The sequence below is a fragment of the Kitasatospora sp. NPDC048286 genome, from assembly GCF_043201735.1.
Lineage (GTDB): Bacteria > Actinomycetota > Actinomycetes > Streptomycetales > Streptomycetaceae > Kitasatospora.
Window position 1 is genome coordinate 384,757 of sequence record NZ_JBICZE010000002.1, and the last position, 23,105, is coordinate 407,861.

Annotated in this window: 21 protein-coding genes and 2 riboswitches; of the genes, 8 read left to right on the forward strand and 13 right to left on the reverse strand. The window is 71.4% G+C overall.

Going from position 1 to position 23,105, the window contains the following annotated elements; genetic code table 11:
* The first annotated feature begins 158 nt into the window (after nucleotides 1–158).
* Complete coding sequence (locus ACGF13_RS06055) at nucleotides 159–1,529, forward strand: glycosyltransferase 87 family protein (RefSeq protein ID WP_392869396.1); 1,371 nt, start codon at nucleotides 159–161, stop codon at nucleotides 1,527–1,529.
* 12 nt (nucleotides 1,530–1,541) lie between these two features.
* On the opposite strand, the gene ACGF13_RS06060 is transcribed toward ACGF13_RS06055, so the two are convergent.
* The 6 genes from ACGF13_RS06060 to ACGF13_RS06085 form a co-directional block, all read right to left on the reverse strand.
* On the reverse strand, nucleotides 1,542–2,573 hold the full coding sequence (locus ACGF13_RS06060) for a hypothetical protein (protein ID WP_392869397.1): 1,032 nt from the start codon (nucleotides 2,571–2,573) through the stop codon (nucleotides 1,542–1,544).
* A gap of 179 nt (nucleotides 2,574–2,752) precedes the next feature.
* Entirely contained in the window at nucleotides 2,753–3,799 is a 1,047-nt protein-coding gene (locus tag ACGF13_RS06065; RefSeq protein WP_392869399.1) for an NlpC/P60 family protein, read from the reverse strand.
* A gap of 226 nt (nucleotides 3,800–4,025) precedes the next feature.
* A complete protein-coding gene (locus tag ACGF13_RS06070) occupies nucleotides 4,026–5,138 on the reverse strand; it encodes an NlpC/P60 family protein (RefSeq protein WP_392869401.1) in 1,113 nt (370 codons plus the stop codon).
* Between the two features lie 10 nt (nucleotides 5,139–5,148).
* Nucleotides 5,149–5,302, reverse strand: a riboswitch (cyclic di-AMP (ydaO/yuaA leader).
* A 338-nt stretch (nucleotides 5,303–5,640) separates the two neighbouring features.
* The gene (locus ACGF13_RS06075; RefSeq protein ID WP_392869402.1) at nucleotides 5,641–6,678 is read right to left on the reverse strand and encodes an NlpC/P60 family protein; all 1,038 of its coding nucleotides are present in this window, start codon (nucleotides 6,676–6,678) and stop codon (nucleotides 5,641–5,643) included.
* A gap of 201 nt (nucleotides 6,679–6,879) precedes the next feature.
* Nucleotides 6,880–8,193, reverse strand: coding sequence for an NYN domain-containing protein (locus tag ACGF13_RS06080; RefSeq protein ID WP_392870072.1), 1,314 nt, complete (start codon nucleotides 8,191–8,193; stop codon nucleotides 6,880–6,882).
* Nucleotides 8,194–8,446: 253 nt separating this feature from the next.
* Entirely contained in the window at nucleotides 8,447–8,710 is a 264-nt protein-coding gene (locus ACGF13_RS06085) for a hypothetical protein (protein WP_360353827.1), read from the reverse strand.
* A gap of 201 nt (nucleotides 8,711–8,911) precedes the next feature.
* Between ACGF13_RS06085 and ACGF13_RS06090 the strand changes: the two genes are divergently transcribed.
* Nucleotides 8,912–9,739: a rhomboid family intramembrane serine protease gene (locus tag ACGF13_RS06090; RefSeq protein ID WP_392869404.1), complete on the forward strand. Its 828-nt coding sequence runs from the start codon at nucleotides 8,912–8,914 to the stop codon at nucleotides 9,737–9,739.
* Nucleotides 9,736–10,017: an Lrp/AsnC family transcriptional regulator gene (locus ACGF13_RS06095; protein WP_224278336.1), complete on the forward strand. Its 282-nt coding sequence runs from the start codon at nucleotides 9,736–9,738 to the stop codon at nucleotides 10,015–10,017. The genes ACGF13_RS06090 and ACGF13_RS06095 overlap by 4 nt, the downstream gene beginning before the upstream one ends.
* A gap of 3 nt (nucleotides 10,018–10,020) precedes the next feature.
* Here ACGF13_RS06095 and ACGF13_RS06100 read toward each other — a convergent pair whose 3' ends face one another.
* From ACGF13_RS06100 to ACGF13_RS06110, 3 genes are all read right to left on the reverse strand, one after another.
* Complete coding sequence (locus ACGF13_RS06100; protein ID WP_392869406.1) at nucleotides 10,021–11,463, reverse strand: aminotransferase class V-fold PLP-dependent enzyme; 1,443 nt, start codon at nucleotides 11,461–11,463, stop codon at nucleotides 10,021–10,023.
* 52 nt (nucleotides 11,464–11,515) lie between these two features.
* Nucleotides 11,516–11,634: riboswitch (SAM riboswitch) on the reverse strand.
* 109 nt (nucleotides 11,635–11,743) lie between these two features.
* Nucleotides 11,744–12,820, reverse strand: coding sequence for an anthranilate phosphoribosyltransferase (gene trpD / locus ACGF13_RS06105; RefSeq protein WP_392869408.1), 1,077 nt, complete (start codon nucleotides 12,818–12,820; stop codon nucleotides 11,744–11,746).
* 118 nt (nucleotides 12,821–12,938) lie between these two features.
* Nucleotides 12,939–13,364 carry a hypothetical protein gene (locus ACGF13_RS06110; RefSeq protein WP_392869410.1) on the reverse strand — a complete coding sequence of 142 codons (426 nt, stop codon included), beginning with the start codon at nucleotides 13,362–13,364 and terminating at the stop codon, nucleotides 12,939–12,941.
* 396 nt (nucleotides 13,365–13,760) lie between these two features.
* Here ACGF13_RS06110 and ACGF13_RS06115 point away from each other — a divergent pair, with 396 nt between their 5' ends.
* The 5 genes from ACGF13_RS06115 to ACGF13_RS06135 all read left to right on the forward strand — a co-directional run bounded on the left by ACGF13_RS06115 (nucleotide 13,761) and on the right by ACGF13_RS06135 (nucleotide 18,588).
* Nucleotides 13,761–14,381, forward strand: coding sequence for a heme-copper oxidase subunit III (locus tag ACGF13_RS06115; protein ID WP_049651835.1), 621 nt, complete (start codon nucleotides 13,761–13,763; stop codon nucleotides 14,379–14,381).
* A gap of 187 nt (nucleotides 14,382–14,568) precedes the next feature.
* On the forward strand, nucleotides 14,569–15,378 hold the full coding sequence (locus tag ACGF13_RS06120; protein WP_392869411.1) for a c-type cytochrome: 810 nt from the start codon (nucleotides 14,569–14,571) through the stop codon (nucleotides 15,376–15,378).
* Between the two features lie 8 nt (nucleotides 15,379–15,386).
* Nucleotides 15,387–16,439, forward strand: a complete 1,053-nt coding sequence (locus tag ACGF13_RS06125) for a Rieske 2Fe-2S domain-containing protein (protein WP_392869413.1) — start codon at nucleotides 15,387–15,389, stop codon at nucleotides 16,437–16,439.
* Nucleotides 16,436–18,097: a cytochrome bc complex cytochrome b subunit gene (locus tag ACGF13_RS06130; protein ID WP_392869415.1), complete on the forward strand. Its 1,662-nt coding sequence runs from the start codon at nucleotides 16,436–16,438 to the stop codon at nucleotides 18,095–18,097. Before ACGF13_RS06125 ends, ACGF13_RS06130 begins: the two co-directional genes overlap by 4 nt.
* Nucleotides 18,098–18,216: 119 nt before the next feature.
* Nucleotides 18,217–18,588, forward strand: coding sequence for a GntR family transcriptional regulator (locus ACGF13_RS06135; RefSeq protein ID WP_392869417.1), 372 nt, complete (start codon nucleotides 18,217–18,219; stop codon nucleotides 18,586–18,588).
* Nucleotides 18,589–18,596: 8 nt separating this feature from the next.
* On the opposite strand, the gene ACGF13_RS06140 is transcribed toward ACGF13_RS06135, so the two are convergent.
* The 4 genes from ACGF13_RS06140 to coxB form a co-directional block, all read right to left on the reverse strand.
* Complete coding sequence (locus tag ACGF13_RS06140) at nucleotides 18,597–19,853, reverse strand: Ig-like domain-containing protein (RefSeq protein WP_392869418.1); 1,257 nt, start codon at nucleotides 19,851–19,853, stop codon at nucleotides 18,597–18,599.
* A 172-nt stretch (nucleotides 19,854–20,025) separates the two neighbouring features.
* Nucleotides 20,026–20,442 (reverse strand): cytochrome c oxidase subunit 4, encoded by a 417-nt coding sequence (locus ACGF13_RS06145; RefSeq protein ID WP_392869420.1) that lies wholly within the window; start codon nucleotides 20,440–20,442, stop codon nucleotides 20,026–20,028.
* Nucleotides 20,442–22,217 carry a cytochrome c oxidase subunit I gene (gene ctaD / locus ACGF13_RS06150; RefSeq protein ID WP_392869422.1) on the reverse strand — a complete coding sequence of 592 codons (1,776 nt, stop codon included), beginning with the start codon at nucleotides 22,215–22,217 and terminating at the stop codon, nucleotides 20,442–20,444. Before ctaD ends, ACGF13_RS06145 begins: the two co-directional genes overlap by 1 nt.
* The gene (gene coxB, locus ACGF13_RS06155; protein ID WP_392869423.1) at nucleotides 22,214–23,068 is read right to left on the reverse strand and encodes a cytochrome c oxidase subunit II; all 855 of its coding nucleotides are present in this window, start codon (nucleotides 23,066–23,068) and stop codon (nucleotides 22,214–22,216) included. Before coxB ends, ctaD begins: the two co-directional genes overlap by 4 nt.
* Nucleotides 23,069–23,105 lie beyond the last annotated feature (37 nt).

Consider the following 23,105-nt stretch of genomic DNA (forward strand, 5'->3'; position numbering starts at 1 on the left):
TAGGTCAACACCATGACCCGCCGGGAACGGAACCGCACACGGCAACCGTTTGACCCCCGGGTCAGTCCTAGTACCTAGGCCGTCGTCCAGGACGCGGCCCGGGCGTCCGTCGGTACGACGCCTCCGGTGGGGACGTCCGAGACGAACGAGGGAGCGCAGTGGAATTGGCCCCGGCCACCGAGCCCGGTTCTTCGCGCGGCCGCCTCGGCCGCCCGCTCGGGGCGCTCGCCGCGCTCGGTGCCACCTGGGTCGCCACCCGCGCCCTGCTGGTGCTGCTGGCGACGGGCGTGCTGAAGGCGCCCGGCGGCGACGTCACCGCGGACGTCTGGATGATCTACCACGCCTGGTACGGCGTGCTCCAGACCGGCACCTTCCCGTTCGACGACGTGACCTGGCAGTACCCGCCGGGCGCCGCCCTGGTGATCCTGCTGCCGGGCCTGCTGCCCTGGTCGTACCTGGTGTCGTTCTGGGTGATCTGCGGGATCGCCGACGCCGCCGCGGCCGCGCTGCTGGTGCGCACCGGCCTGCGCCGGGGCCGGGCGCTGACCGGCGCCTGGATGTGGGTGGTGGGCGTCCCGCTGCTCGGCCCGATGATCTACAACCGCTTCGACGTCATCGTCACCGCGGTCGCCCTGGCCGGCCTGCTGGCCCTGATCCGCCGCCCGGCGGTGGGCGGACTGCTGCTGGGCCTGGGCGGCATAGTCAAGATCTGGCCGCTGCTCGGCCTGATCGGCACCCCCTCCGGCCGCCGCACCCGCCGCTCCTGGACGCTGGCGGCGGCCACCGCCGTCTCGATCGGCTTCCTGCTGACGGCCGGGATGAACGGCGCCTTCGAGTTCCTGGCGTTCCAGAAGGACCGCGGCATCGAGGTCGAGTCGCTCGGCGCGCTGCCGCTGCACTTCGCCCGGCTCGCCGGCGCCTGGGACGGCAAGGTCACCATGAACTACGGCTCCCCGGAGATGCTCGGGCCGTGGGTCAGCGTGATCAGCAAGGTGATGCTGGCCGGCACCCTGCTGGGCTTCGCCTGGCTGCTGCTGTGGCGCTACACCTCCAAGCGCCGCAGCGCGGCCACCATGTACGACGCGGCGCTGTGCGCGCTGCTGATCTTCGTGGTGACCAGCCGGGTGATCAGCCCGCAGTACCTGGTCTGGCTGGTCGGCGTCGCGGCGGTCTGCCTGACCGTGCGCAACAGCAGCCAGCGGCCGGTGGCGCTGCTGATCCTGATCGCCTGCCCGCTCACCCTGGTCGAGTTCCCGACCGTGTTCACCCAGGTCCTGGCCAGCGAGCCGATGGCGGTCGCCGTACTGGCCGCGCGCAACCTGCTGCTGCTGGCCGCGGCCGTGCTCTCCTGCGTCCGGCTCTGGCGCTCCACCCGCGGCGAGGCGCCGCTGCCGCCCACCGTGGTGCTGGACCGCGAGCCCGCCGCGCTGCCGGCCGCCGGCTACCCGGTGCGCCCGGGCATCGCCTACGAGCAGGACCTGCTGGACGGCATCGACCACCCGGGCGCCCCGGCCCGGCAGCACCGCTGAGCCGAGCGCCGGTCAGCCCTTCAGCGCCGCCACCTGCTCCAGCCAGAGCCGGGTGAACTCCGCCAGCCCGACGCCCAGCTCGCGGCGCATCAGCCGGTCCGTCCGGCGCTCCCGGTCCTCGCCCTGCCCGTCGGCCGCGCCGACGGCCCGGTAGAAGGCGACCAGCCGCTGCGGCCCGTGGGTGCGGGCGATCAGCTCGCAGGCCAGCCAGGACTGCTCGTAGGCCTGGGCGATGCCCTCCGCCCCGGCGGCGAAGTCCCGGTCGGCGGGCAGCGCGGCGGGCAGCCTCCCGGCGGCGACGTCCCTGGCCAGCTCGGGGGCGATCTGCTGCGGGCCGCGACCCGAGTCGCGGTAGGCCGTCCAGTCGGCGACGCCCTCGGAGAGCCACAGCGGGGTCCAGGCCCGGGTGTCGGCCCTGGTGGCGACGTGGGTGGCCTCGTGGGTGATCACCACCTGGCGGCCGAAGTCGCTGAGCCGCCCGTACGCCTCCGGGTTGACCAGCACCCGGTCCGCCCGGGTGTGCCAGGGCGCGCCGGGGGCGGCCACGGTGACCGCCGCCATGCCCGTCCAGCCGTCCGGGTCGCCCTCCAGCAGCCGGGCGAACCGCTCCTCGGTGGCGGGCCGCTCCAGCAGCAGCCGCTGCGGCCAGGCGCCGCCCCAGACCTCGGTGACGGCGGGCACCGCCCGGTCCGCCACCGCGACCAGCTCGGCCGGGTCGGGGCCGGCGACCGGCCCGAGCACCAGGCAGTGCGCGCCCGGCGCCGACCGCAGCGGCCCGAAGTCCCAGGGTGCGGGCGGTCCGCCCGCGCTCTCCTCGCGCTCCACCCGCCAGCCGTCCCCGGCCGGGACCAGCTCGATCCGGCGCGGGTACACCACCGGGTACTCGTCGTACCCGGCGATCCGCACCGTCAGGTCGGCGGCCGCGGTCAGCCGTTCCGGCCCGCCGGAGGCGGCGAGCACCACGTTGCGGTACGCCGCCTCGGCCACCGGCAGCCCGGCCCACGGCGGTGCCGACCGGGCCCGCTCCGCCAGTGCGGCGGCCACCTCGCCGTGCCGGTCCGCCGAGCGCGCCGCGGGCGGCGCCGCCGGGGCGGCCGGGGGCAGCGACAGCTGGGCCAGCCCGCCGGCCGCGAGCAGCAGCGCGCCCCGCCGGGACAGCGCGCGGCGGGGGCGGGGTATCCCGGCGGGGTCTGCGGGGTCGGCGGAGCCGGGCGTCGGGGCGTTCAGAGCCGGACCACCCCGGAGACCGGCATGGCGGTGACGCTCTCGTAGCGGACCTTGGCGCCCGGGCGGGGGGCGTGCACGATCACGCCGCCGCCGGCGTACATGCCGACGTGGTGCATGTCCCGGTAGAAGATCACCAGGTCTCCCGGTCGCGCTTCGGACAGGCTGATCCGCTGCCCGGCGTACGCCTGGGCCTGCGAGGTGCGTGGCAGGGTCACTCCGGCCTGCCGCCAGCTGTAGTACATCAGACCGGAGCAGTCGAAGGCGTGCGGTCCGGTGGCCCCGTAGACGTACGGGGAGCCGATCATCCGCACCGCAGCGGCCAGCGCGGCCGCCCCGCGCTCGGAGGCGGGCGGGGCGGTGCCGAGGTCCAGCCGGTCGGTGCCCCGGGTGGCGCGCTGCTCGGCGTCCCGGGCGTCCTGGGCCGTCATCCGGGCCCGCTCGGCGGCACCCAGACCGTTCAGCAGCTTCTGCGCCCCGGCGAGCCGCTGCTGGATCTGCTGCTTGGTGTCGGCGAGCGTGCGGCGGGTCTGGTCCAGTTCGGCGAGCTTGCCGGCCGCCTCGGTGCGGCGCTGGTCGAGCCGGCGCTGCCGGGTGACCAGCTCGTGCAGGGTCTCCTGCTGGCGCGCGGCGGCCTGGCCCAGGGTGCGGGCGCGGACCAGGTAGCCCTCCGGGTCGGGCGAGAGGAACAGCTGGGCGGTCTGGGCCATCCCGCCGCCGCGGTACTCGGCCCCGGCCACCGTCGCCAGGTCGCCGCGCAGCTCGTTGAGCTGGTCCTGGGCGATGGCGATCTCGCCCTGGAGGATCGTGGTCTCGCCCTGGAGCCGCCGCTGGGCCTCCTGCGCCGCGTTGGCCTTCTCGGAGGCCTGCTCGGCCTCGTCGTACAGCTGCTCGACCTGCGTCCTGACGTCCTGACGGTCGCCCGGGTCCGGGCTGTCCGGCGCGGCCTGGGCGCGGCCTCCGGCGGCCACGCCCAGCGCGGTGGCGGCGGCCGCGGTCAGCACCAGCGCCCGGGTGAGCAGTTGGGAACGGCGGTGCACGGGCATGGCGGCAGCGGCTCCAATCCTGCGGCGCGGCCCCGCCGCCGCACCGGGACGGGCGGCCGTCGAGCGGGAGTCCGGTGGCAGACGTTAGCGAGTCCGGGCAAGCGAGTCCAAACCCCTCCCAACCCGAATATTCGACCCCTAATCGGACATCAGCTCGATCCGCCGGAAAAGCCGCAGGCCCGGCCTTCCCTGGGGAAGGCCGGGCCCGGAGGCGTCCGAGCGGGGATCAGACCCGCACGATGGAGGCCAGCGGCATGTTGCCGACCGCCTCGTAGCGCACCGACGCACCCGGCTTGGGAGCGTGCAGCACCTGGCCGTTGCCGGCGTAGATGCCGACGTGGTGGGCGTCGCTGTAGAAGATCAGCAGGTCGCCGGGCTGGGCCTGGGAGATGTCCGAGCCGATCCGGGTGCCGGCCCCGGCCTGCGCCTGCGAGGTGCGCGGCAGCGACACCCCGGCCTGGTTGAACGCCCAGACCATCAGGCCGGAGCAGTCGAAGGAGCCCGGGCCGGTGGCGCCCCAGACGTACGGGCTGCCGACCTTGGACGCGGCGTACGAGAGGGCGGCGGCACCGCGCGAGCTGCCCGCGGCCACCTTCACCGGAGCGGCGGTCGAGCCGGTCGCCAGGTTGCCGCGGCTGTTGTCGCGCGAGGCGCGGTCGGCCTGCTGCTGCGCCTGGGCGGCGTCGGCCTTGGCCTTGGCGTCGGCCGCGGCCTTCTCCTCGGCCTGGCGCAGCGCCTGGCGGTCCTGCTCGGTCAGGGTGTTGAGCAGGTCCTGGGCCGCCTTCAGCTTGCCCTGGACCTCGTCCTTGGAGGCCTTCAGCTGCTGGGTGGTCGACTCCAGCTCGGCGAGCTTGCCCTGGGCCTCGTTGCGGTCCTGGTCGAGCTTGCGCTGCTGCTCCTGGAGCTCCTTCAGCTGACCCTTCTGGGTGCTGCCGGCCTGGTTCAGCGTGCCGGCCTGGCTGAGGAAGTTGTCCGGGCTGGAGGAGAACATCAGCTGGACGGTCGGGGATATGCCCCCGTTGCGGTACTGCTCGCCGGCGATCTCGGCGAGGCCGCCCTGGAGCTCGGTGACCTGGGCCTGCTGACGGGCCACCTGGTCCTGCAGGCCGGAGACCTGCTTCTCCAGCTCCTGCTGCTTGGCCTGGGCGGCGTTGTAGTTCTCGGTCGCGACCTCGGCCTGCTCGTTGAGCTGGTCGACCTGCCCCTTGACCTGTTCCTTGGTCGGCTGCGGGTCCGCGTGGGCACCCTGCGCGGAGAGGACGACGGCCGCCGCGGCGACACCCGTCAGGATCGAGACGCGGGCGCGACCGGCGGGCTTGGGACGACGATGGGACGCCACGAAGGCGGACTCCTTCTTCCTACATCCGCCTACCGGGTGAGCTGACGGGTTCGGGCCGGAAGCATGCCCTACGACGCCTCACGGCCGTTCCACCGGCCGACCTGGCGCCGATTCACCCCGGAGGAACGTGGTTCCCCGGCTCCGCTCCGCAGCGCCCCCGAATACTGGGCTCCCCTGTCGGGCAGTCGCTTCGACCTGCCCCGCTGCCTCGCGAACTCGGCGGTAACCACCGCCGCCACCCTGGCTGGGCGATCGACAGTGCGGTGGTTCGGAGCATGACCCTAGTAACTGAACCGTGATCCGTTCAAATCCTTGTCAGAAAAAAGACAGAAGATTACCCAAGTTCTTTTGTGAAAATGACCGATGGTGACCACAGGCACACACAAGGCTGATCGGTTCTCAGCATGTGGTCAGGAAAGGGCGGGAAAGCCGAACGCCACCCCCACGGCGAGGGTGGCGCTTTTCACAGGCCCCCGAGGAGCCCCGCGGGCGTGTCGGGCCGTCAGACCCGGCGGATGGTGTTGATCGGCATCGCGTCGGCCTTCATCACCTTCACCACGTCACCGGTGTGCGGCGCGTGGACCACCATGCCGTTGCCGATGTACATCCCGACGTGGTGCATGTCGGAGCCGTAGATCACCAGGTCGCCGGGCTGGGCCTGGTCCAGCGAGGGCACCCGGGTGCCGTAGTGGCCCTGCTCCTGCGAGGTGCGCGGCAGCGAGACGCCCGCCTGCCCGTACGACCAGACCATCAGGCCCGAGCAGTCGAAGGTGGTCGAGCCGGTGGCGCCCCACACGTACGGCGAGCCCTGCTTGCTCATCGCCTTGGCCATCGCCACGGCCGCGTAGCCGCTGGCCGGCGGCAGGCTGCCGAGGTCGACCCGCTCGCTGCCGCGCGAGGCGCGGTCGTCCTGCGCCTGCTGGGCCTTCAGCGCGGCGCGGTCGGCGGCGCTGAGCGAGTTCAGCAGGTCCTGGGCGGCCTTCAGCTTGGTGTTGACGTCCGCCTTGGCCTGGTTGAGGTCCTTGGTGGTGGTGTCCAGCGAGGCGAGCACGGCGGCCGCCTCGGCCTTCTCCTGGTCCAGCCGGCGCTGCTGCTCCAGCAGCCCCTTGAGCGCCTCGGCCTGGCTGGTGCTGGCCTGCTGGACGGTCGAGGCCTTCTCCAGGTAACCGGACGGGTCGGAGGAGAGCATCAGCTGGACGGACGGGTCGATGCCGCCGGAGCGGTACTGATCCCCCGCCACCTCGGCCAGGCCGCCCTGGAGCTGGGTCATCTGCTCCTGGCTGCGGGCCACCTGGTCCTGCAGCTGGTCGGCCTGCTTGCGCAGCTGGTCGGCCCGCTCCTTGGCGCCGTTGTACTTCTCCGCCGCCTGCTCCTGCTCCTCCTGGAGCTGGTCGATCTGCGCCTTGACGTCCGCCTTGTTCGGCTGCGGCGCGGCGTGCGCGGCCACCTGGGCGGAGAGGGCGACCGCGGTCGCAGCGGCAGCGGTGAGCACGGAGATCCGCGCGCGGCTCGGCTGCTTGGGACGGCGGTGGGAGGCCAAGGGACCGGCTCCTTCTTCCAGCGGACTCACCTGATGGGATGAGATTCCCGAAAATAGGTTTGACGCCAGACCCTAGTGAAGATCTATCCGTTTTGCCACTCCCCCGATGGCATGAACTCGGCCACCCCACACTGACTCCACAGCCCCCTCACAAAGCCCCGGGACCACCCCTGACCAGGAATCACACGGAATCGGCCGAGGTCAGGGCCGGGCCAGCCGGTTCAACAGCAGCACCGACGCCACGGGGCGCGCGCCCGCCTTCCGCACGCCCTCCGCGACCTCCCGGTCGGTGGACACCACCACCACCGGACGACCCTGCGGCTCGGCCCGCACCAGACGGCGGATCAGCTCGTCGGCCGTCTCCCCGGTCCGACTGAACCGCACCCGGACCCCGCGCGGTGGCGCCATGATCACCGGGACGTCCAGATCCTGCCCGTCGAACACGCAGGTGACCTCCGCCTGGGTGCGCTGGGCCAGCATCGCCAGCCCGCCCAGCAGCCGGATCCGCTGCTGCTCCAGCGGCAGCGCCGGATAGCCGGTCTTGGTCACGTTGTAGCCGTCCACCACCAGGTGCACCTGGGGGATCGCCAGCAGCTGGTCCAGCAGCGCCGGATCGTCCTCGGCCAGCCCGCGCCGGGCCACGTCGTGCGGCGAGGCCGCCCCCGGCACCACCGCCTCCACCAGGTCCGCCGGGCGGATCTGGGAGACCGGCAGCGCCAGCTCCCGCTGCAGACCCTGGGCCGACTGCAGCACGGTGTCCAGCAGCAGCCGCAGCCGCATGTCCTCGACGCTGCGCCCCTCGCGGGCCGACCGGCGGCCCTGCTCGGCCGCGGTCTCCAGTTCGGAGAGCCGGTGCCGGAGCCTGCGCGCCTCGGTCTCGGCAGCGCCGCGCTCGGCCGCGGCCTGCGCCTTCAGGGCCTCCAGCTCACCGCTCACCCGGCGGGTCTCGGCCTGCGCCCGGCGGGTGTCGCTCTCCAGCGACCGCACCTTCTTGCGCAGCGACTCGGCCTCCTTGCGGACACCGTCGGACTCGGCCCGCTGCCGGTCCAGGTCCGCCCGGGCGGCGGCCCGCACCTCGGCCAGCTCGGCCTGCAGCTTCTCCACCAGCCGGGCCGCCTCCGCGGCCGCGTCCTCGGCACCGGCCCGCTCGGCCTCCTCGCCGGCCTCGGCCACCAGCCGGCTCCAGCCCGACGAACGCACCAGGTAGGCGGCGGCCGCGACGTCCATCGGATCGGCCGCGCTCGGGACGGTGCCGGACTCCAGCGCCCTCACCAGGTCCGGCTGCCCGAGGCGCAGCCGCTCAGCTATCCGCACCCGGAAGGCCGGCTCCGCCTCCAGCGCCGCCGCCAGCGCCGTGGCCGCGTACTTGGCCCGCCGCACCGGGGTGAACTTGACGTACTGGCGCAGGCTCTGCGGGAGCTCGGCCGGCGGCAGCCCACCGAGCGCGTCCGAGGCCAGCCCGACCACGCGCCGGCGCACCCCCTCGGGCAGCGGCCGGTCGAGCCTCTCGGCCACGCGCTCCGCCGCGGGCTCGGAGGAGTCGTCCGCCGTCCCGGCCGCCTCGGCCTGGGCCTCGGCCGCAGCGGGCTGAAGCCCCTGGGCTTCGCCGGGCTCCTTCGCTGCGTCCACCACGTCCTCGGCTCCGATCCTGGTCCAGCGGGGTACGGCCGCGGCCGCCCCTGTCGTCACGCTCCGTGCGTCTTGTTCTGTATTGTCCCGTGCGGCGCGGGCGGGTGCTCCGCGCACCCGCCCGCCGCGGCGGCGGGGGTCAGCCCTGCTCGGCGGGGGCCTGCTCCCCTTCGGCGCCCGGGCGGGCCACCAGCTCGACCTGGTCCACCGCGTTGCACCAGCGGCAGCGCACCGACTCGATCGTCTCGCTGAGCACCTCGGTCTCCTCGACCTTGGACTCGCCGGCCAGGTCGAAGTGCAGGAACTCGGTCACCCGCGCGGTGCGGGTCACGTCGAAGCGGGTGAGGTTGCCGCACAGGGTGCAGCGCCAGCGCGTCTCGGCGGTCAGGGCGGGGACGGTCATCGGGGGTCCTCTCGGGTGGTCCCTGCGTGGGCTAGGCGCTCCCCCCGGAGCCCCGGCATCGGCGGCGGGAGGCGGGAATGCCCGCCCCAAGCCTATTGCCTGGGGCAACCACCGCGGCCACCGGTCGTCTGAACTCCCCGGCTAGTCCACCTGCCGTAAACCACCGTGTCACCTGCGGCGCCCGGAGGGATGCTTGGCCGCATGGCGCTCGCGGTCCCCGACCACACCGCCGCCCTGGGCGGCCGCCCGGCGGTGCCCGTCCCGGTGGTCAGCTACGCCCTGATCGCCCTCAACACCCTGGTCTTCCTGCTCGGCCCCGCCGCCGGGCTCAACCCGCTGTACGGCACCGGCCAGGCCCGGGTCTGCTCGGAGCAGCGGTACGAGCAGCGCTGGGGCGCCGTCCCGGCCGAGGTGCTGGCCGGACGGCCGCTGACCGCCGAGCAGCTGGCCGAGGCCCCCGACCCGGCCCCCGGCTGCCCGGCCGCCCCGACCCCGGGCAAGCACCCGGCCCTGTCCGTCCTCACCGGGCTGTTCCTGCACGCCGGCTGGCTGCACCTGCTGGGCAACCTGCTCTTCCTCCAGGTCTTCGGCCCCACCGTGGAACGGCGGCTCGGCCGGGCCCGGTACGCCCTCTTCTACCTGGCCGCCGGCAGCCTGACCACGTACGGCTTCGCGCTCGCCGAGGCGCACTCGCCGAACTCCACCCGGGTGCTCATCGGGGCCTCCGGGGCGATCGCGGCCGTCCTCGGCGCCTATCTGCGCCTCCACCCCCGGGCCCGGGTGACCACCCTCGTCCCGCTGCTCCTCTTCCTGCCGCTGCGCTTCCCCGCCTGGCTGGTGCTCGGCCTCTGGTTCGCCCTGCAGTGGTGGTCGGTGCACTCGGCCGGCCCCGGGGTGGCCTACCTGGTCCACGTGATCGGCTTCTCGGCCGGGTTCCTCTACGCCTGCACCGTGGTCCGCCACCCCCCGCGACGACCGGGCCGACGCCCGATACGCTGGCGGCACCCCACAAAGGAGCCCGAACTGTGATCACCGCCATCGTCCTGATCAAGACCAGTGTCGACCGCATCCCGGAGATCGCCGAGTCCATCGCCGCCATCGAGGGTGTCAGCGAGGTCTACTCGGTGACCGGCGGCTACAACCTGGTGGCGATGGTGCGGGTGCGCCGGCACGACGACCTGGCCGAGGTCATCCCGGGCCGGCTCAACAAGGTCCCGGGCGTGGCCCACACCGAGACCCAGATCGCCTTCCGCACCTACTCCCAGCACGACCTGGAGGCCGCCTTCGCCCTCGGCCTGGACGAGTAGCGGTCAGCCCTCGCGCCGAGAGTCAGCGACACAACGCCCGCCCTCGTTGCGGTAGTTCCACGCCGCACCGTCCGTGACCAGCTCCCGGACGGCGGTCAGGAAGCGGTCGACGTGCTCGTCCGGCGTCCCGGCGCCGAAGCTCACCCGGATCGCGTTCAGGCTGCGCTCGCCCGGCAGCGAGGGCTCGGGCGCCCCGCACTCGGACGGCGCGACGTCCTCGTCCCCGAGCAGCGTGCGCACCAGCGGGTGGGCGCAGAACAGGCCGTCGCGCACCCCGATGCCGTACTCGGCGGACAGCGCGGCCGAGAAGTGCGAGCTGTTCCAGCCCCGGACGACGAAGGACAGCACGCCCACCCGGGCGGAGTCGGCCCCGAACAGGTTCAGCACCTTGACCTGCGGGATCCCGGCCAGCCCGGCCGTCAGCCGGGCGACCAGCTGCCGCTCGCGGGCCTCCAGCGCGTCGAAACCGGCCTCGGTCAGCGCCCGGCAGGCCGAGGCGATCGCGTAGGCGCCGATGACGTTCGGCGAGCCGGCCTCGTGCCGGGCCGGGCCGGTGTGCCACTGCACGGCCACCGAGCCGTCGGCCTCCCGGGCCACCGTCCGGGTCGCCCCGCCGCCGGCCAGGTACGGCTCGGCCTCGTCCAGCCAGTCCGCCCGGCCGGCCAGCACCCCGGCACCGAACGGCGCGTAGATCTTGTGGCCGGAGAAGGCGATCCAGTCGACGTCCAGTTCGCGCACCGAGACCCGGTGGTGCGGCGCCAGCTGGGCGGCGTCCAGCACCACCCGGGCGCCGTGCCGGTGCGCGGTCCCGGTCAGCTCGGCGACCGGCCACAGCTCGCCGGTCACGTTGGAGGCGCCGGTGACGCAGAGCAGCTTGGGGCCCTCGGGCGCCTCGGCGAGCGCGGCGTCCAGCGCGGCCACCGCCTCGGCCCGCGAGCGCGGCGCCCGCAGGTAGGTGACGTCCAGTCCGGCGTGCGCCCAGGGCAGCAGCGAGGCGTGGTGCTCGGTCTCGAAGGCGAACACCCGGGTGCCGGCCGGAACGGCGGCGGCCAGCAGGTTGAGCGAGTCGGTGGTGGCCCGGGTGAAGACCACCTGGTCGCCCTCGCGCAGGTCGAGGAACTCGCCGACGGTGCGGCGGCTCTGCTCGAACAGGTCGGTGGACAGCTGGGAGAGGTAGCCGGCCCCGCGGTGGACGCTGCCGTAGTACGGCGCGTAGGCGGCGACGTCGTCCCACACCCGCTGGAGCGCCGGCGAGCTGGCCGCGTAGTCGAGTGCCGCGTAGCCGACCTTCTCACCGCTGGCCAGCGGGACCTGGACGTCGGTGCCGAGGACGGCGAGCGGGCCGCAGATTTCGGCGCAGGGCTGCCGCACGATGGGGGTCCCCCCGGACGAAGTCTGGGGGAGCGCCGAGAGAAGGGTGGTGGCGGGAGACGGGTGGGCGGACATGAGGATGCACTCCTTCAAGGGGTGAGGGACCCCGGGAGTGTCATTCGTCCGGCGTCCGCGCTTGTCGCACGGACGGCTTGCCGTGACGACCCGGTCCTCACCCAGGGCACCCCGCCACGGACGGAGGGTTGCCGGACAGCAAGCTGGGGCTTCGCGCTGTCACTCATGACCTGGCGAAGACTCTAGGCCGCGCCCTTCGGGCGGTCAAACGGGCGTCCGGCATCCGGACAGCGCGAGGGGCCCGCGGGAGGAATTCCCGCGGGCCCCGTCAACTGCCGTGTCAGATCCGGCTGGTGGCCTCCGACCAACGCCGCAGCAGGTCCTGGGCCGCGCCGGAGTCGATCGCCCTGGCGGCCCGCTCCATGCCGGCCGCCAGCTGCTCGGCGAGCGGTGCGTCGCGCAGGTCGAGCGCGACCAGCGCCGCCGCCGTGTTCAGCAGGACGGCGTCCCGGACCGGCCCGTGCTCCCCCGCCAGCAGTCGCCGCGCGACCTCCGCGTTGTACGAGGCGTCCGCCCCGCGCAGCGCCTCGATGCCGACCAGCTCGATGCCGACGTCCCGCGGGTCGAAGGCGGTCCGGGTGACCGCCCCGTCGCGCACCAGCCAGACCTGCGAGGTGGTGGTGATGGTCAGCTCGTCCAGTCCGTCGTCGCCGCGGAAGACCAGCGCCGTCGCACCCCGCTCGGCCAGCACCCCGGCGATCAGTCCGGCCAGCCGGGTGTCGAAGCAGCCGATGGCGTGCGCGGTGACCTTGGCCGGGTTGGTCAGCGGGCCGAGGATGTTGAAGGAGGTCGGCACCCCGAGGTCGCGCCGCGCGGTGGCGGCGTGCCGCATCGAGGGGTGGAACTTCGCCGCGAAGCAGAAGGTGAGCCCGACCTCCTCGGCCACCTCGGCGACCCGCCGGGCGGAGAGGTCCAGCGCCACCCCGAGCTTCTCCAGCACGTCCGAGGAGCCGCTGCTCGAGGAGGCCGACCGGTTGCCGTGCTTGACCACCTTGGCGCCGGCGGCCGCCGCGACGATCGCGGACATGGTGGAGATGTTGACGGTCTTCGCCCGGTCGCCGCCGGTGCCGACGATGTCCACCGCCGGGCCGGGGATGTCCAGCGGCTCCGCGTGCGCGTACATCGCGTCGACCAGGCCGCCGATCTCCTCGACCGACTCGCCCTTGGCCCGCAGCGCGATCATGAACCCGGCCACCTGTACGGGGGACGCCTCGCCGCTCATGATCCGGTCCATCGCCCACGCGGTGGACGAGCGGTCGAGGTCCTCCCCCTGCAACAGTGCCGCCAGGAGGTCCGGCCAGGTGCGGACCACCTGCGCGGGGTCGCTACCGCCGTTCGCAGGGTTCACGTTCACCATGGCTGACTCCAGCTGTTGTCGGTTCCCCACTACGGGGGGACGTCCGTACGGATGGAGCCAGCCTATCGAGCGAAGCCTCCGCTTCTACCCCTGTCCTTTCCAGTTGCCGGGGCCGTCTTCAGCGGACGGCCGGAGTCCGCTTCGCCAGTCGCGCCCGCAGCAGGGTGGCCGCCGCCTCGGCCAGCGCCACCGGCTCCACCGGGTGGGAGATGGCCGCGTCGGCCCGGCTCCAGGCGGCGAGCCAGGAGTCCTGCGGCCGGCCGATCAGCACCAGCACCGGCGGGCAGCCGTAGATCTCGTCCTTGAGCTGGCGCGCGAGGCCCAGCCCCCCGGCCGGTACGGCCTCACCGTCCAGCACGCAGAGGTCCACTCCCCCCTTCTCCAGTGCCTTGAGCACCGCGGGGGTGGTCGCGCACTCCAGGTAGGTCAGTTCCGGAAGGTCCTCGGCGGGCCGGCGGCCGAGCGCCGTCAGCACCTGCTCGCGGGTGTTGCGGTCGTCGCTGTAGACGAGGACGGTGAGCGTCTCATCGGTCGTGTACGCCATGGGCCCTGCTCCCTCAAGTGTGATCCGGACCACGTTCGCCTGATCCGGATGCTACTCCCGATCACCCCCCGCCGAGTCCTCCTCGCGCACCTTCCCGGCCAACCGGGCCGCACCCCGGCTCACCCACCCGGAGGACGGCCCGTCACCCGATCCCGCCCGGTCCACCCGTACGGCCGACCCCGGGTCCCTTCCCCTACCTCCCGCGGCTGCTCCGGCCGTGCAACGACGCGCTGGGCAACGGGGTCGCGGGCCCCTCCGAGGAACCATCAGAAAAGGGACACGCCGCTGCTCAGCCCCCGTCCGGCCCCCGTGCCGCCCCCCAAGCGGGCATACCGCACGCACCGGACACTCCGAGGGACACCCCCCGACGTGAAGACGGAATAAGGGACCGACATAATGTCCGTCGTGGCGACAGCAACAGCAGTAGAAACCGGGCACGCGCACGGATCGGTCAACCGGCCGAACATGGTCAGCGTCGGAACGATCGTCTGGCTCAGTTCCGAGTTGATGTTCTTCGCGGCCCTCTTCGCGATGTACTTCACGCTCCGCTCCGTCAAGGGGCCGGAGTTCTGGACCGAGAAGGCCCACGCCCTCAACGTGCCCTTCTCCTCGGTCAACACCACGATCCTGGTGCTCTCCTCGCTCACCTGCCAGCTCGGTGTGTTCGCCGCCGAGCGCGGTGACGTGAAGAAGCTCCGGGCGTGGTTCATCCTCACGTTCGCCATGGGCGCGGTCTTCATCGGCGGCCAGGTCTTCGAGTACACCGAGCTGGTCAAGAAGGACGGCCTCTCGCTGTCCTCCGACCCGTACGGCACGGTGTTCTACCTGACCACCGGCTTCCACGGGCTGCACGTGACGGGTGGTCTGATCGCCTTCCTGCTGGTCCTGGGACGGACGTACGCAGCCAAGCGCTTCACGCACGAGCAAGCCACCGCCGCGATCGTCGTGTCGTACTACTGGCACTTCGTCGACGTCGTGTGGATCGGCCTGTTCGCGACCATCTACCTGATCAAGTAACCAGCTGATCAGGTCGCTGGCCACCGGCTGCGGCCCCCGCCCTCACCGGCGACGGGCCGCTTCTGCCGGTGCCGACGCTCCCACCGACCGACCGCGCGCGCAGCCCTAGACAGGCAGCCTCGTGCCGGCCAGACCGGCCGCCGGGTGCACCCACCAGTCGACCAGATCCTGACACCGGGGTTATTCCGTGAAAAAGCTCTCCGCACGACGGCGCCACCCATTGGCGGCGCTGGTCGTCCTACTTCTCGCCCTGGCGGCAACCGGGGGGCTGTACGCCGCGTTCGCGCCCGCCGACAAGGCGCAGGCCGACGTCGCCGCGCAGTCGCTCGCGATCGATGAGGGCAAGAAGCTCTTCGCCGTGGGCTGCTCCTCCTGCCATGGCATGGACGGCCAGGGCAGCAGTGACGGTCCGAGCCTGGTCGGCGTCGGCTCCGCCGCCGTCGACTTCCAGGTCGGCACCGGCCGCATGCCCGCCCAGCAGCCCGGCGCGCAGGTCCCGCGCAAGAAGAACATCTACACGCAGGCCGAGATCGACCAGCTCGCCGCCTACGTCGCCTCCCTCGGTCCCGGCCCGGTGACCCCGACGGAGGAGCAGTTCACCTCGACCAACCCCGAGGACATCTCCAAGGGTGGCGAGCTGTTCCGCACCAACTGCGCCCAGTGCCACAACTTCGCCGGCCAGGGTGGTGCCCTGACCAAGGGCAAGTACGCCCCGTCGCTGGAGGGCGTGGACGCCAAGCACATCTACGAGGCCATGCAGACCGGCCCGCAGAACATGCCGTCGTTCCCGGACACCACCATGCCCGAGGAGCAGAAGAAGCAGATCGTGGCCTTCGTCCGCCACACCACCAACGATGAGCCCAACCCCGGCGGTCTCACCCTGGGCAGCCTCGGTCCGGTGACCGAGGGTCTGTTCGGCTGGATCTTCGGCCTCGGCACGCTCATCGCGGTCGCGATCTGGGTCGCCGCCCACACCACCAAGGCCAAGAAGTCATGAGCCACGACATGTCAGAAGAGAAGCTCCCGGAGCCGCACGGCTCCGCCGGCGAGGTGGCCGACCACGGCAGCCCGTTCGCCGACCCGGGCCTGCCGGCCCACGAGCCCCGTCGCACCGACATCGACGAGCGGGCCGCCAAGCGCGCCGAGCGCCAGGTCTCGCTGATGTTCGTGATCTCGATGCTCGCCACCGTCGGCTTCATCGCCTCGTACGTGGCCATCGACCCGGACAAGATCGTCTACATCTTCCCGCTCGGTCACGTCAGCGCGCTGAACTTCGCGCTCGGCCTGACCCTGGGCGTGGCGCTGTTCATGATCGGCGCGGGCGCGGTCCACTGGGCCCGCACCCTGATGTCGGACGTCGAGATGCCGGCCGAGCGTCACCCGATCGAGGCCTCCGACGAGGTCCGCGCGGACGTCATCGAGCAGTTCAAGACCGGTGCCGCCGAGTCCGGCTTCGGCCGCCGCAAGATGATCCGCAACACCCTGATCGGCTCCATGGCGCTGGTCCCGCTCTCCGGCGTGGTCCTGCTCCGTGACCTGGGCCCGCTTCCCGAGAAGAAGCTCAAGGAGACCGGTTGGAAGGAGGCGACCGACACCAAGCCGCTGGCGCTCATCAACATGAACACCATGCAGCCGATGAAGCCCGAGGACATCGTCGTCGGCTCGCTCACCTTCGCCATGCCCGAGGGCCTGTCCACGCACGACGAGGACTTCCAGCAGCGGATCGCCAAGGACGCCCTGATGCTGGTCCGGATCGCGCCCGAGGACATCAAGGACGAGAAGTCCAAGGACCTCGGCTTCGAGGGCATCCTGGCCTACTCCAAGATCTGCACCCACGTCGGCTGCCCGATCAGCCTGTACGAGCAGCAGACCCACCACGCGCTCTGCCCCTGCCACCAGTCGACCTTCGACCTGGCGGACGGCGCCCGCGTCATCTTCGGCCCGGCCGGCCACCCGCTGCCGCAGCTGAAGATCATCACTGACGAGAAGGGCAACCTGGTCGCCACCGGCGACTTCGATGAGCCCGTCGGCCCGAGCTACTGGGAGCGTGCTCGATGAGTAGCGCGAGCAGCACCACGACCGGTGCCGCCAAGCCCTCCAGCACGCGTGAGAAGCCCGCCAACAAGTGGGAAGCCGCGGCTGACTGGACTGACGGCCGGCTGGGGATCTACTCCCTCGCCAAGGCCAACCTGCGGAAGATCTTCCCGGACCACTGGTCCTTCATGCTGGGCGAGATCTGCCTCTACACGTTCGTCATCATCATCCTGACCGGTGTCTACCTGACGCTGTTCTTCAAGCCCTCGATGGCCGAGGTCGTCTACGACGGCTCGTACGTGCCGCTCAAGGGCATCCCGATGTCGGAGGCCTACGCCTCCACGGTGGACATCAGCTTCGAGGTCCGCGGCGGTCTGCTGATCCGTCAGATCCACCACTGGGCCGCCCTGGTCTTCGTGGCCGCGATGCTCGTCCACATGATGCGCGTGTTCTTCACCGGCGCGTTCCGCAAGCCGCGTGAGATCAACTGGGTCTTCGGCTTCCTGCTGCTGATCCTGGGCATGTTCGACGGCTTCTTCGGCTACTCCCTGCCGGACGACCTGCTGTCGGGCACCGGTATCCGCTTCATGGAAGGCGCGATCCTCGCCGTCCCGCTGATCGGCACCTACGTCCAGATGTTCCTGTTCGGGGGCGAGTTCCCCGGCCACGACATCGTGCCGCGGTTCTTCACCATCCACGTGCTGCTGATCCCGGGCATCATGCTCGGCCTGCTGGTGGCGCACCTGATCCTGGTCTTCTACCACAAGCACACCCAGTGGGCGGGCCCGGGCAAGACCGAGAAGAACGTCGTCGGCATGCCGCTGATGCCGGTCTACATGGCCAAGGCCGGTGGCTTCTTCTTCCTGGTGTTCGGCCTCATCGCCGTCATCTCGGCGATCGCCACGATCAACCCGATCTGGGCGTACGGCCCGTACCGTCCGGACCAGGTCTCCACGGACGCCCAGCCCGACTGGTACATGGGCTTCTCCGAGGGTCTGATCCGCATCATGCCGGGCTGGGAGATCAGCGTCTGGGGCGGCCACACCCTCAACCTGGGTGTCATGGTCCCGCTGGCGATCTTCCCGCTGGTCCTGGTCTCGATCGCGGCCTACCCGTTCATCGAGGGCTGGATCACCGGTGACAAGCGCGAGCACCACATCCTGGACCGCCCGCGCAACGCCCCGGTCCGCACCGCCCTGGGTGCCGCCTGGATCAGCCTCTACCTGATCCTGCTGATGGCCGGTGGCAACGACCTGTTCGCCACCCACCTGCACCTGTCGATCAACTCGGTCACCTACTTCGTCCGCGTCGGCTTCTTCGTCGTCCCGGTCGTGGTCTTCATCGTGACCAAGCGCTGGTGCCTCGGCCTCCAGCGCCGCGACAAGGAGAAGGTGCTGCACGGCCGCGAGACCGGCGTCATCAAGCGCCTGCCGCACGGCGAGTTCATCGAGGTGCACGCCCAGCTGCCGCAGCAGGACCTGTACAAGCTCACCGCGCACGACCAGAACCAGCCGGTCGAGCTGCCGGCCCAGACGGACGAGAACGGCGTGGCCCGCAAGGCCGGCGTCCTCACCCGCACCCGGGCCAAGCTCTCCCGCGGCTTCTACGGCGAGGGCAGCCAGATCCCCAAGCCGACCGCCGAGGAGCACCACGAGATCACCAGCGGCCACGGCCACCACTGATCCCGTAGGCACCACCGAGTCACCCCGAGGGCCGCTGACCAGAGTTCTTCTGGTCGGCGGCCCTCGGCCCTTTTCCGAACCAGCCGGCCCCGTACCCGCCCGCGTCACCAGGAGCCCCCGTGCAGCTCTCCGTCGACCCCGCCTCGGCCACTCCCCCGTACGAGCAGATCCGCGCCCAGATCGCCGAGCGGGCCCGCTCCGGCGAGCTGCCGACCGGGCTGCGGCTGCCCACCGTCCGGGCCCTGGCCGAAGAGCTGGGGCTGGCCGCCGGGACGGTCGCCCGGGCCTACCGCGAGCTGGAGGCGGACGGCGTGGTGGAGACCCACGGCCGGCGCGGCACGCTGATCGCCGCCACCGGGGACTCCGCCCACCGGCTGGCCGCCGAGGCCGCCGCCGAGTACGCCGCCCGCGCGCACCGCCTGGGCGTCTCCCACGCGGACGCCCTGGCCGCCGTGGACACCGCGCTGCGGCTGGCCTACCCGGAGCTCTGACGGGCCCGTCAGGGCTCCGGACGGATCATCCCCACGGCGGGGGCCTGGGAGACCGGTGAGGTGGTGCTGACGGGCTGTCCGGAGGCGCTGTGCTTGACCCACTCCGTCCAGGCCACGTTCCAGTCCCCGAAGCCGTTGCCGAAGGGCTCCATCGCGCCGCCGCGGCTGTTCACCACCGTCACCAGGTCCCCCACCCTGGTGTGCTGGTAGTACCACTCGGCGTTGTCGGTGCTCATGCCGGTACAGCCGTGGCTGACGTTCTCGACGCCCTGCGAGCCGACCGACCAGGGCGCGGCGTGGACGTACTCGCCGCTCCAGGTCACCCGGGTGGCCCACTTCACGTCGAGGTCGTACGACTCCGCGCTGCCCGCCGCTATGCCGATGGTCTCGCCGTTCATCCGGACCGAGCGCTCCTGGCCGAGCACCACCTTGACGCCGTTGCGGGTGTCGAAGCCGGGCTTGCCGGTGGTGACCGGGATGGTCCGCAGCGCCTCGCCGTCACGCTTCAGGGTGAGCTCGTGGGTCTCCGCGTCGATCACCGACTCCACCCGCTCGCCGATCCGCAGCTTCAGCGAGCTGCGGTCACCGCCGTAGAGGCCGTCGGCGATCCGACTGCCGGTGCCGTCGAAGGCCAGCGAGACGGTCGTCCCGGCCGGCCAGTAGGCCTCCGGGCGGAAGTGCAGGTTCTTGTCGTCCACCCAGTACCAGGCGCCGGTGACGGCGGGCTGGGAGCCGACGGTCAGCACGTGCTCGACCTCCAGGCGGGCCTGCGGGTCCTTCACGGCCTCGGAGAGCTGCACGGTGAGCGGCTGGCCCACCCCGTAGACGCCGCTGCCGGAGGAGTCCGGACCGAGCTTGGCGGTGAGCAGGCGCTGGCCGGGGAGGGTGCCGAAGTTCACCGTGGTGTCGCCGCGGCCGCCCTTGCCGTCGTCGGCGGAGATCCGCACGGTGTACGCGGTGGCGGCCTTCAGCCGGCCGGTGGTCTGCCAACTGCGCTGGTCCTCGGCGAGCTTCCCGGCGACCACCCGGCCGTCCGGGCCGACCACGGTGACGTCGGTGAGCCGGCTGTCCTTGACGGCGGTCACGGTGACCGGCTGGGACGGGTCGGCCTTGTCCTTTGCGGAGAGGCGGACCAGCGGGGCCGCGTCGATCCGGTGCGGTCCGACGGGCTCCTCCTCCCCGGCTGTGCAGGCGGCCAGGGGGGCCAGCACCGCGAGGGCCAGCGAGATGCCGCCGAGGGTTGCGATTCCCCGCCTGTCGGCCATGACCGCCTCCGAAGGTTCGCACGATTGATCAGATCGTAGGAACGCCACCTGGCGGAGCGACATCCGAGGGACTTCCGGTTCACCCACCGGAGTGAGTCCGTCACCCCGGAGGATGCAGCAGGGCCGGTCCTCCCGTGCGGGAGGACCGGCCCTGGTGCCGGAAACGGGAACCCTACTGGTTCTGGTTCTCGCCCCGGTAGAACTCGAAGACCCATCCGAAGATGCCGATCATGATGATCGGGGCGGCCCAGAACATCAGCCACCAGCCGAAGATCACGCCCAGGAAGGCGAGCGCGCCACCGAGCGCCAGCGAGAGCGGCTGCCAGCTGTGCGGGGCGAAGAAGCCCAGCTCGCCGGAGTCGTCCGCGACCTCGGCCTCGGGGTTGTCACCCGCGCCGCTGTCCACCCGGCGGGCGGTGAAGGCGAGGTAGTACCCGATGAACGCGCAGAGGCCGAAGGCCAGGAACAGCGCGGTGGTGCCGGCGGCCTCGATGCCGAGGTCCGAGTGGTTGGTCCACAGACCGTAGGTCAGGGCCATCGCCAGCACGAAGACCGACAGGCCCAGGAAGATCTTTCCCTGTTCCTTCATCAGGCGTCGCCCTCCTTCTTGCCCTTGTCCAGCTTCGGGGCGTCGTACTTCGCCGGGGTCACGCCGGCGAGGTGCTTGGCCGGCTCACCGTGGTTCTCCAGGTAGTCCAGCGCGGCGATCTCCGGGTGGTGGAGGTCGAAGGCCGGGGATTCGGAGCGGATCCGCGGGAGCGTGAGGAAGTTGTGCCGCGGCGGCGGGCAGGAGGTCGCCCACTCCAGCGAGCGGCCGAAGCCCCACGGGTCGTCCACGGTGACCTTCTCGCCGTACTTGGCGGTCTTCCAGACGTTGTAGAGGAACGGCAGGATCGACAGGCCGAGCACGAAGGAGCCGATGGTCGAGACGGTGTTCAGGGTGGTGAAGCCGTCCGCGGCCAGGTAGTCGGCATAGCGGCGGGGCATGCCCTCCGCGCCGAGCCAGTGCTGCACCAGGAAGGTGGTGTGGAAGCCGATGAACAGCGTCCAGAAGGTGATCTTGCCGAGGCGCTCGTCCAGCATCTTGCCGGTCATCTTCGGCCACCAGAAGTGGAAGCCGGCGAACATCGCGAAGACGACGGTGCCGAAGACCACGTAGTGGAAGTGGGCGACGACGAAGTACGAGTCCGAGACGTGGAAGTCGATCGGCGGGGAGGCCAGCAGAACACCGGTCAGACCACCGAAGAGGAAGGTGACCAGGAAGCCGACCGTCCAGAGCATCGGGGTCTCGAAGCTCAGCGAGCCCTTCCACATGGTGCCGACCCAGTTGAAGAACTTCACACCGGTCGGGACCGCGATCAGGAAGGTCATGAACGAGAAGAACGGCAGCAGTACCTGCCCGGTGACGTACATGTGGTGCGCCCACACCGTCACGGACAGACCGGCGATCGCGATGGTGGCCGCGATCAGGCCGGAGTAGCCGAACATCGGCTTGCGGCTGAAGACCGGGATGATCTCGGACACGATGCCGAAGAACGGCAGCGCGATGATGTACACCTCGGGGTGGCCGAAGAACCAGAACAGGTGCTGCCAGAGCATCGCCCCGCCGTTGGCCGGGTCGAAGACGTGGGCACCGAACTTGCGGTCCGCCTCCAGGGCGAACAGCGCGGCGGCCAGCACCGGGAAGGCCAGCAGGACCAGCACCGAGGTCAGCAGGACGTTCCAGACGAAGATCGACATCCGGAACATCGTCATGCCGGGAGCGCGCATGCAGATGATCGTGGTGATGAAGTTGACCGCACCGAGGATCGTGCCGAAGCCGGAGAAGGCCAGACCCATGATCCACATGTCGCCGCCGATGCCGGGCGAGTGCACGGCGTCGGACAGCGGGGAGTAGGCGAACCAACCGAAGTCGGCGGCGCCGTTCGGGGTGACGAAGCCCGCCACCGCGATGGTCGAACCGAAGAGGTACAGCCAGTACGCGAACATGTTCAGACGCGGGAACGCCACGTCCGGGGCGCCGATCTGGAGCGGCATGATCCAGTTCGCGAAGCCGGCGAAGAGCGGCGTCGCGAACATCAGCAGCATGATCGTGCCGTGCATCGTGAACGCCTGGTTGAACTGCTCGTTCGACAGGATCTGGGTCCCGGGACGAGCCAGCTCGGCGCGCATGACCAGGGCGAGGATGCCACCGATCAGGAAGAAGGCGAACGACGTGGCCAGGTACAGCGTGCCGATCGTCTTGTGGTCAGTGGTGGTCATCCACTTGATGATGGTCGAACCCGGCTTCCGGGTCCGCTGCGCCCCGACCGTGACGGCCTCGGCGCCCCCGCCGGCCGCGGCGGGCTCGTTGAGGATTGTCACTTCTCTTCACTTCCCATGGTGATCAGGCCGGAGGGCACCGCACCGTTCTGGCCCTTGGCGCGAAGCTCGGCCAGGTGCTTGTCGTAGTCGGCACGGTCGACGACCTTGACGTTGAACAGCATGCGCGAGTGGTCGACGCCGCAGAGCTCGGCACACTTGCCCATGTACTCGCCCTTGACGGTCGGCGTGACCTCGAACTTGTTCACCACGCCCGGCACGACGTCCATCTTCATCATGAAGTTGACGGGCCAGAAGTCATGGATGACATCACGCGAGGTGAGGCGGAACTGCACCTTCTCGTTGACCGGCAGCCAGAGCGTCGGAGCGTCCTTGGGCGTACCGACCTCGTACGCGGCATCCTTGTTGGCCGGGTCGGGGGTCTCGGTGTTCTCGTAGTTGAACGCCCAGCTCCACTGGAAGCCGACCACGTTGACGTAGTGCTGCGGCTTCTCGGAGACCTGCGTCAGCTTCGACTCGTCGCGGGCGACGAAGTAGAAGAGGACCGAGACGATGATGATGGGGACCGCGGTGTAGAGCGCCTCGATGGGCACGTTGTACCGGGTCTGCGGGGGGATCTCCACACCGGTGCGCTTGCGCCGGTGGAAGATCACGCTCCAGATGATCAGACCCCACATCAGTACGCCGACCACCAGCGCCGCGATCCAGGAGCCCTGCCACATCCGGAGGACCATGGGCCCTTCCTCGGTGACGGGGCTCGGGAGGCCAAGCCTGGGGAGGTCGTTGGCCGAGCAGCCGGTGGCGGTCGCGATGACGAGGCCCAGTGCCAGCGCCTGAGGCAGCTTCCGCCGCATCGTGCGCCGCGGCGAGCGGTCGGAGCCGTTGGGACTCACGTAGCGCCTTCCCGAAGTCTCGCCCGCCTTCGCGTCG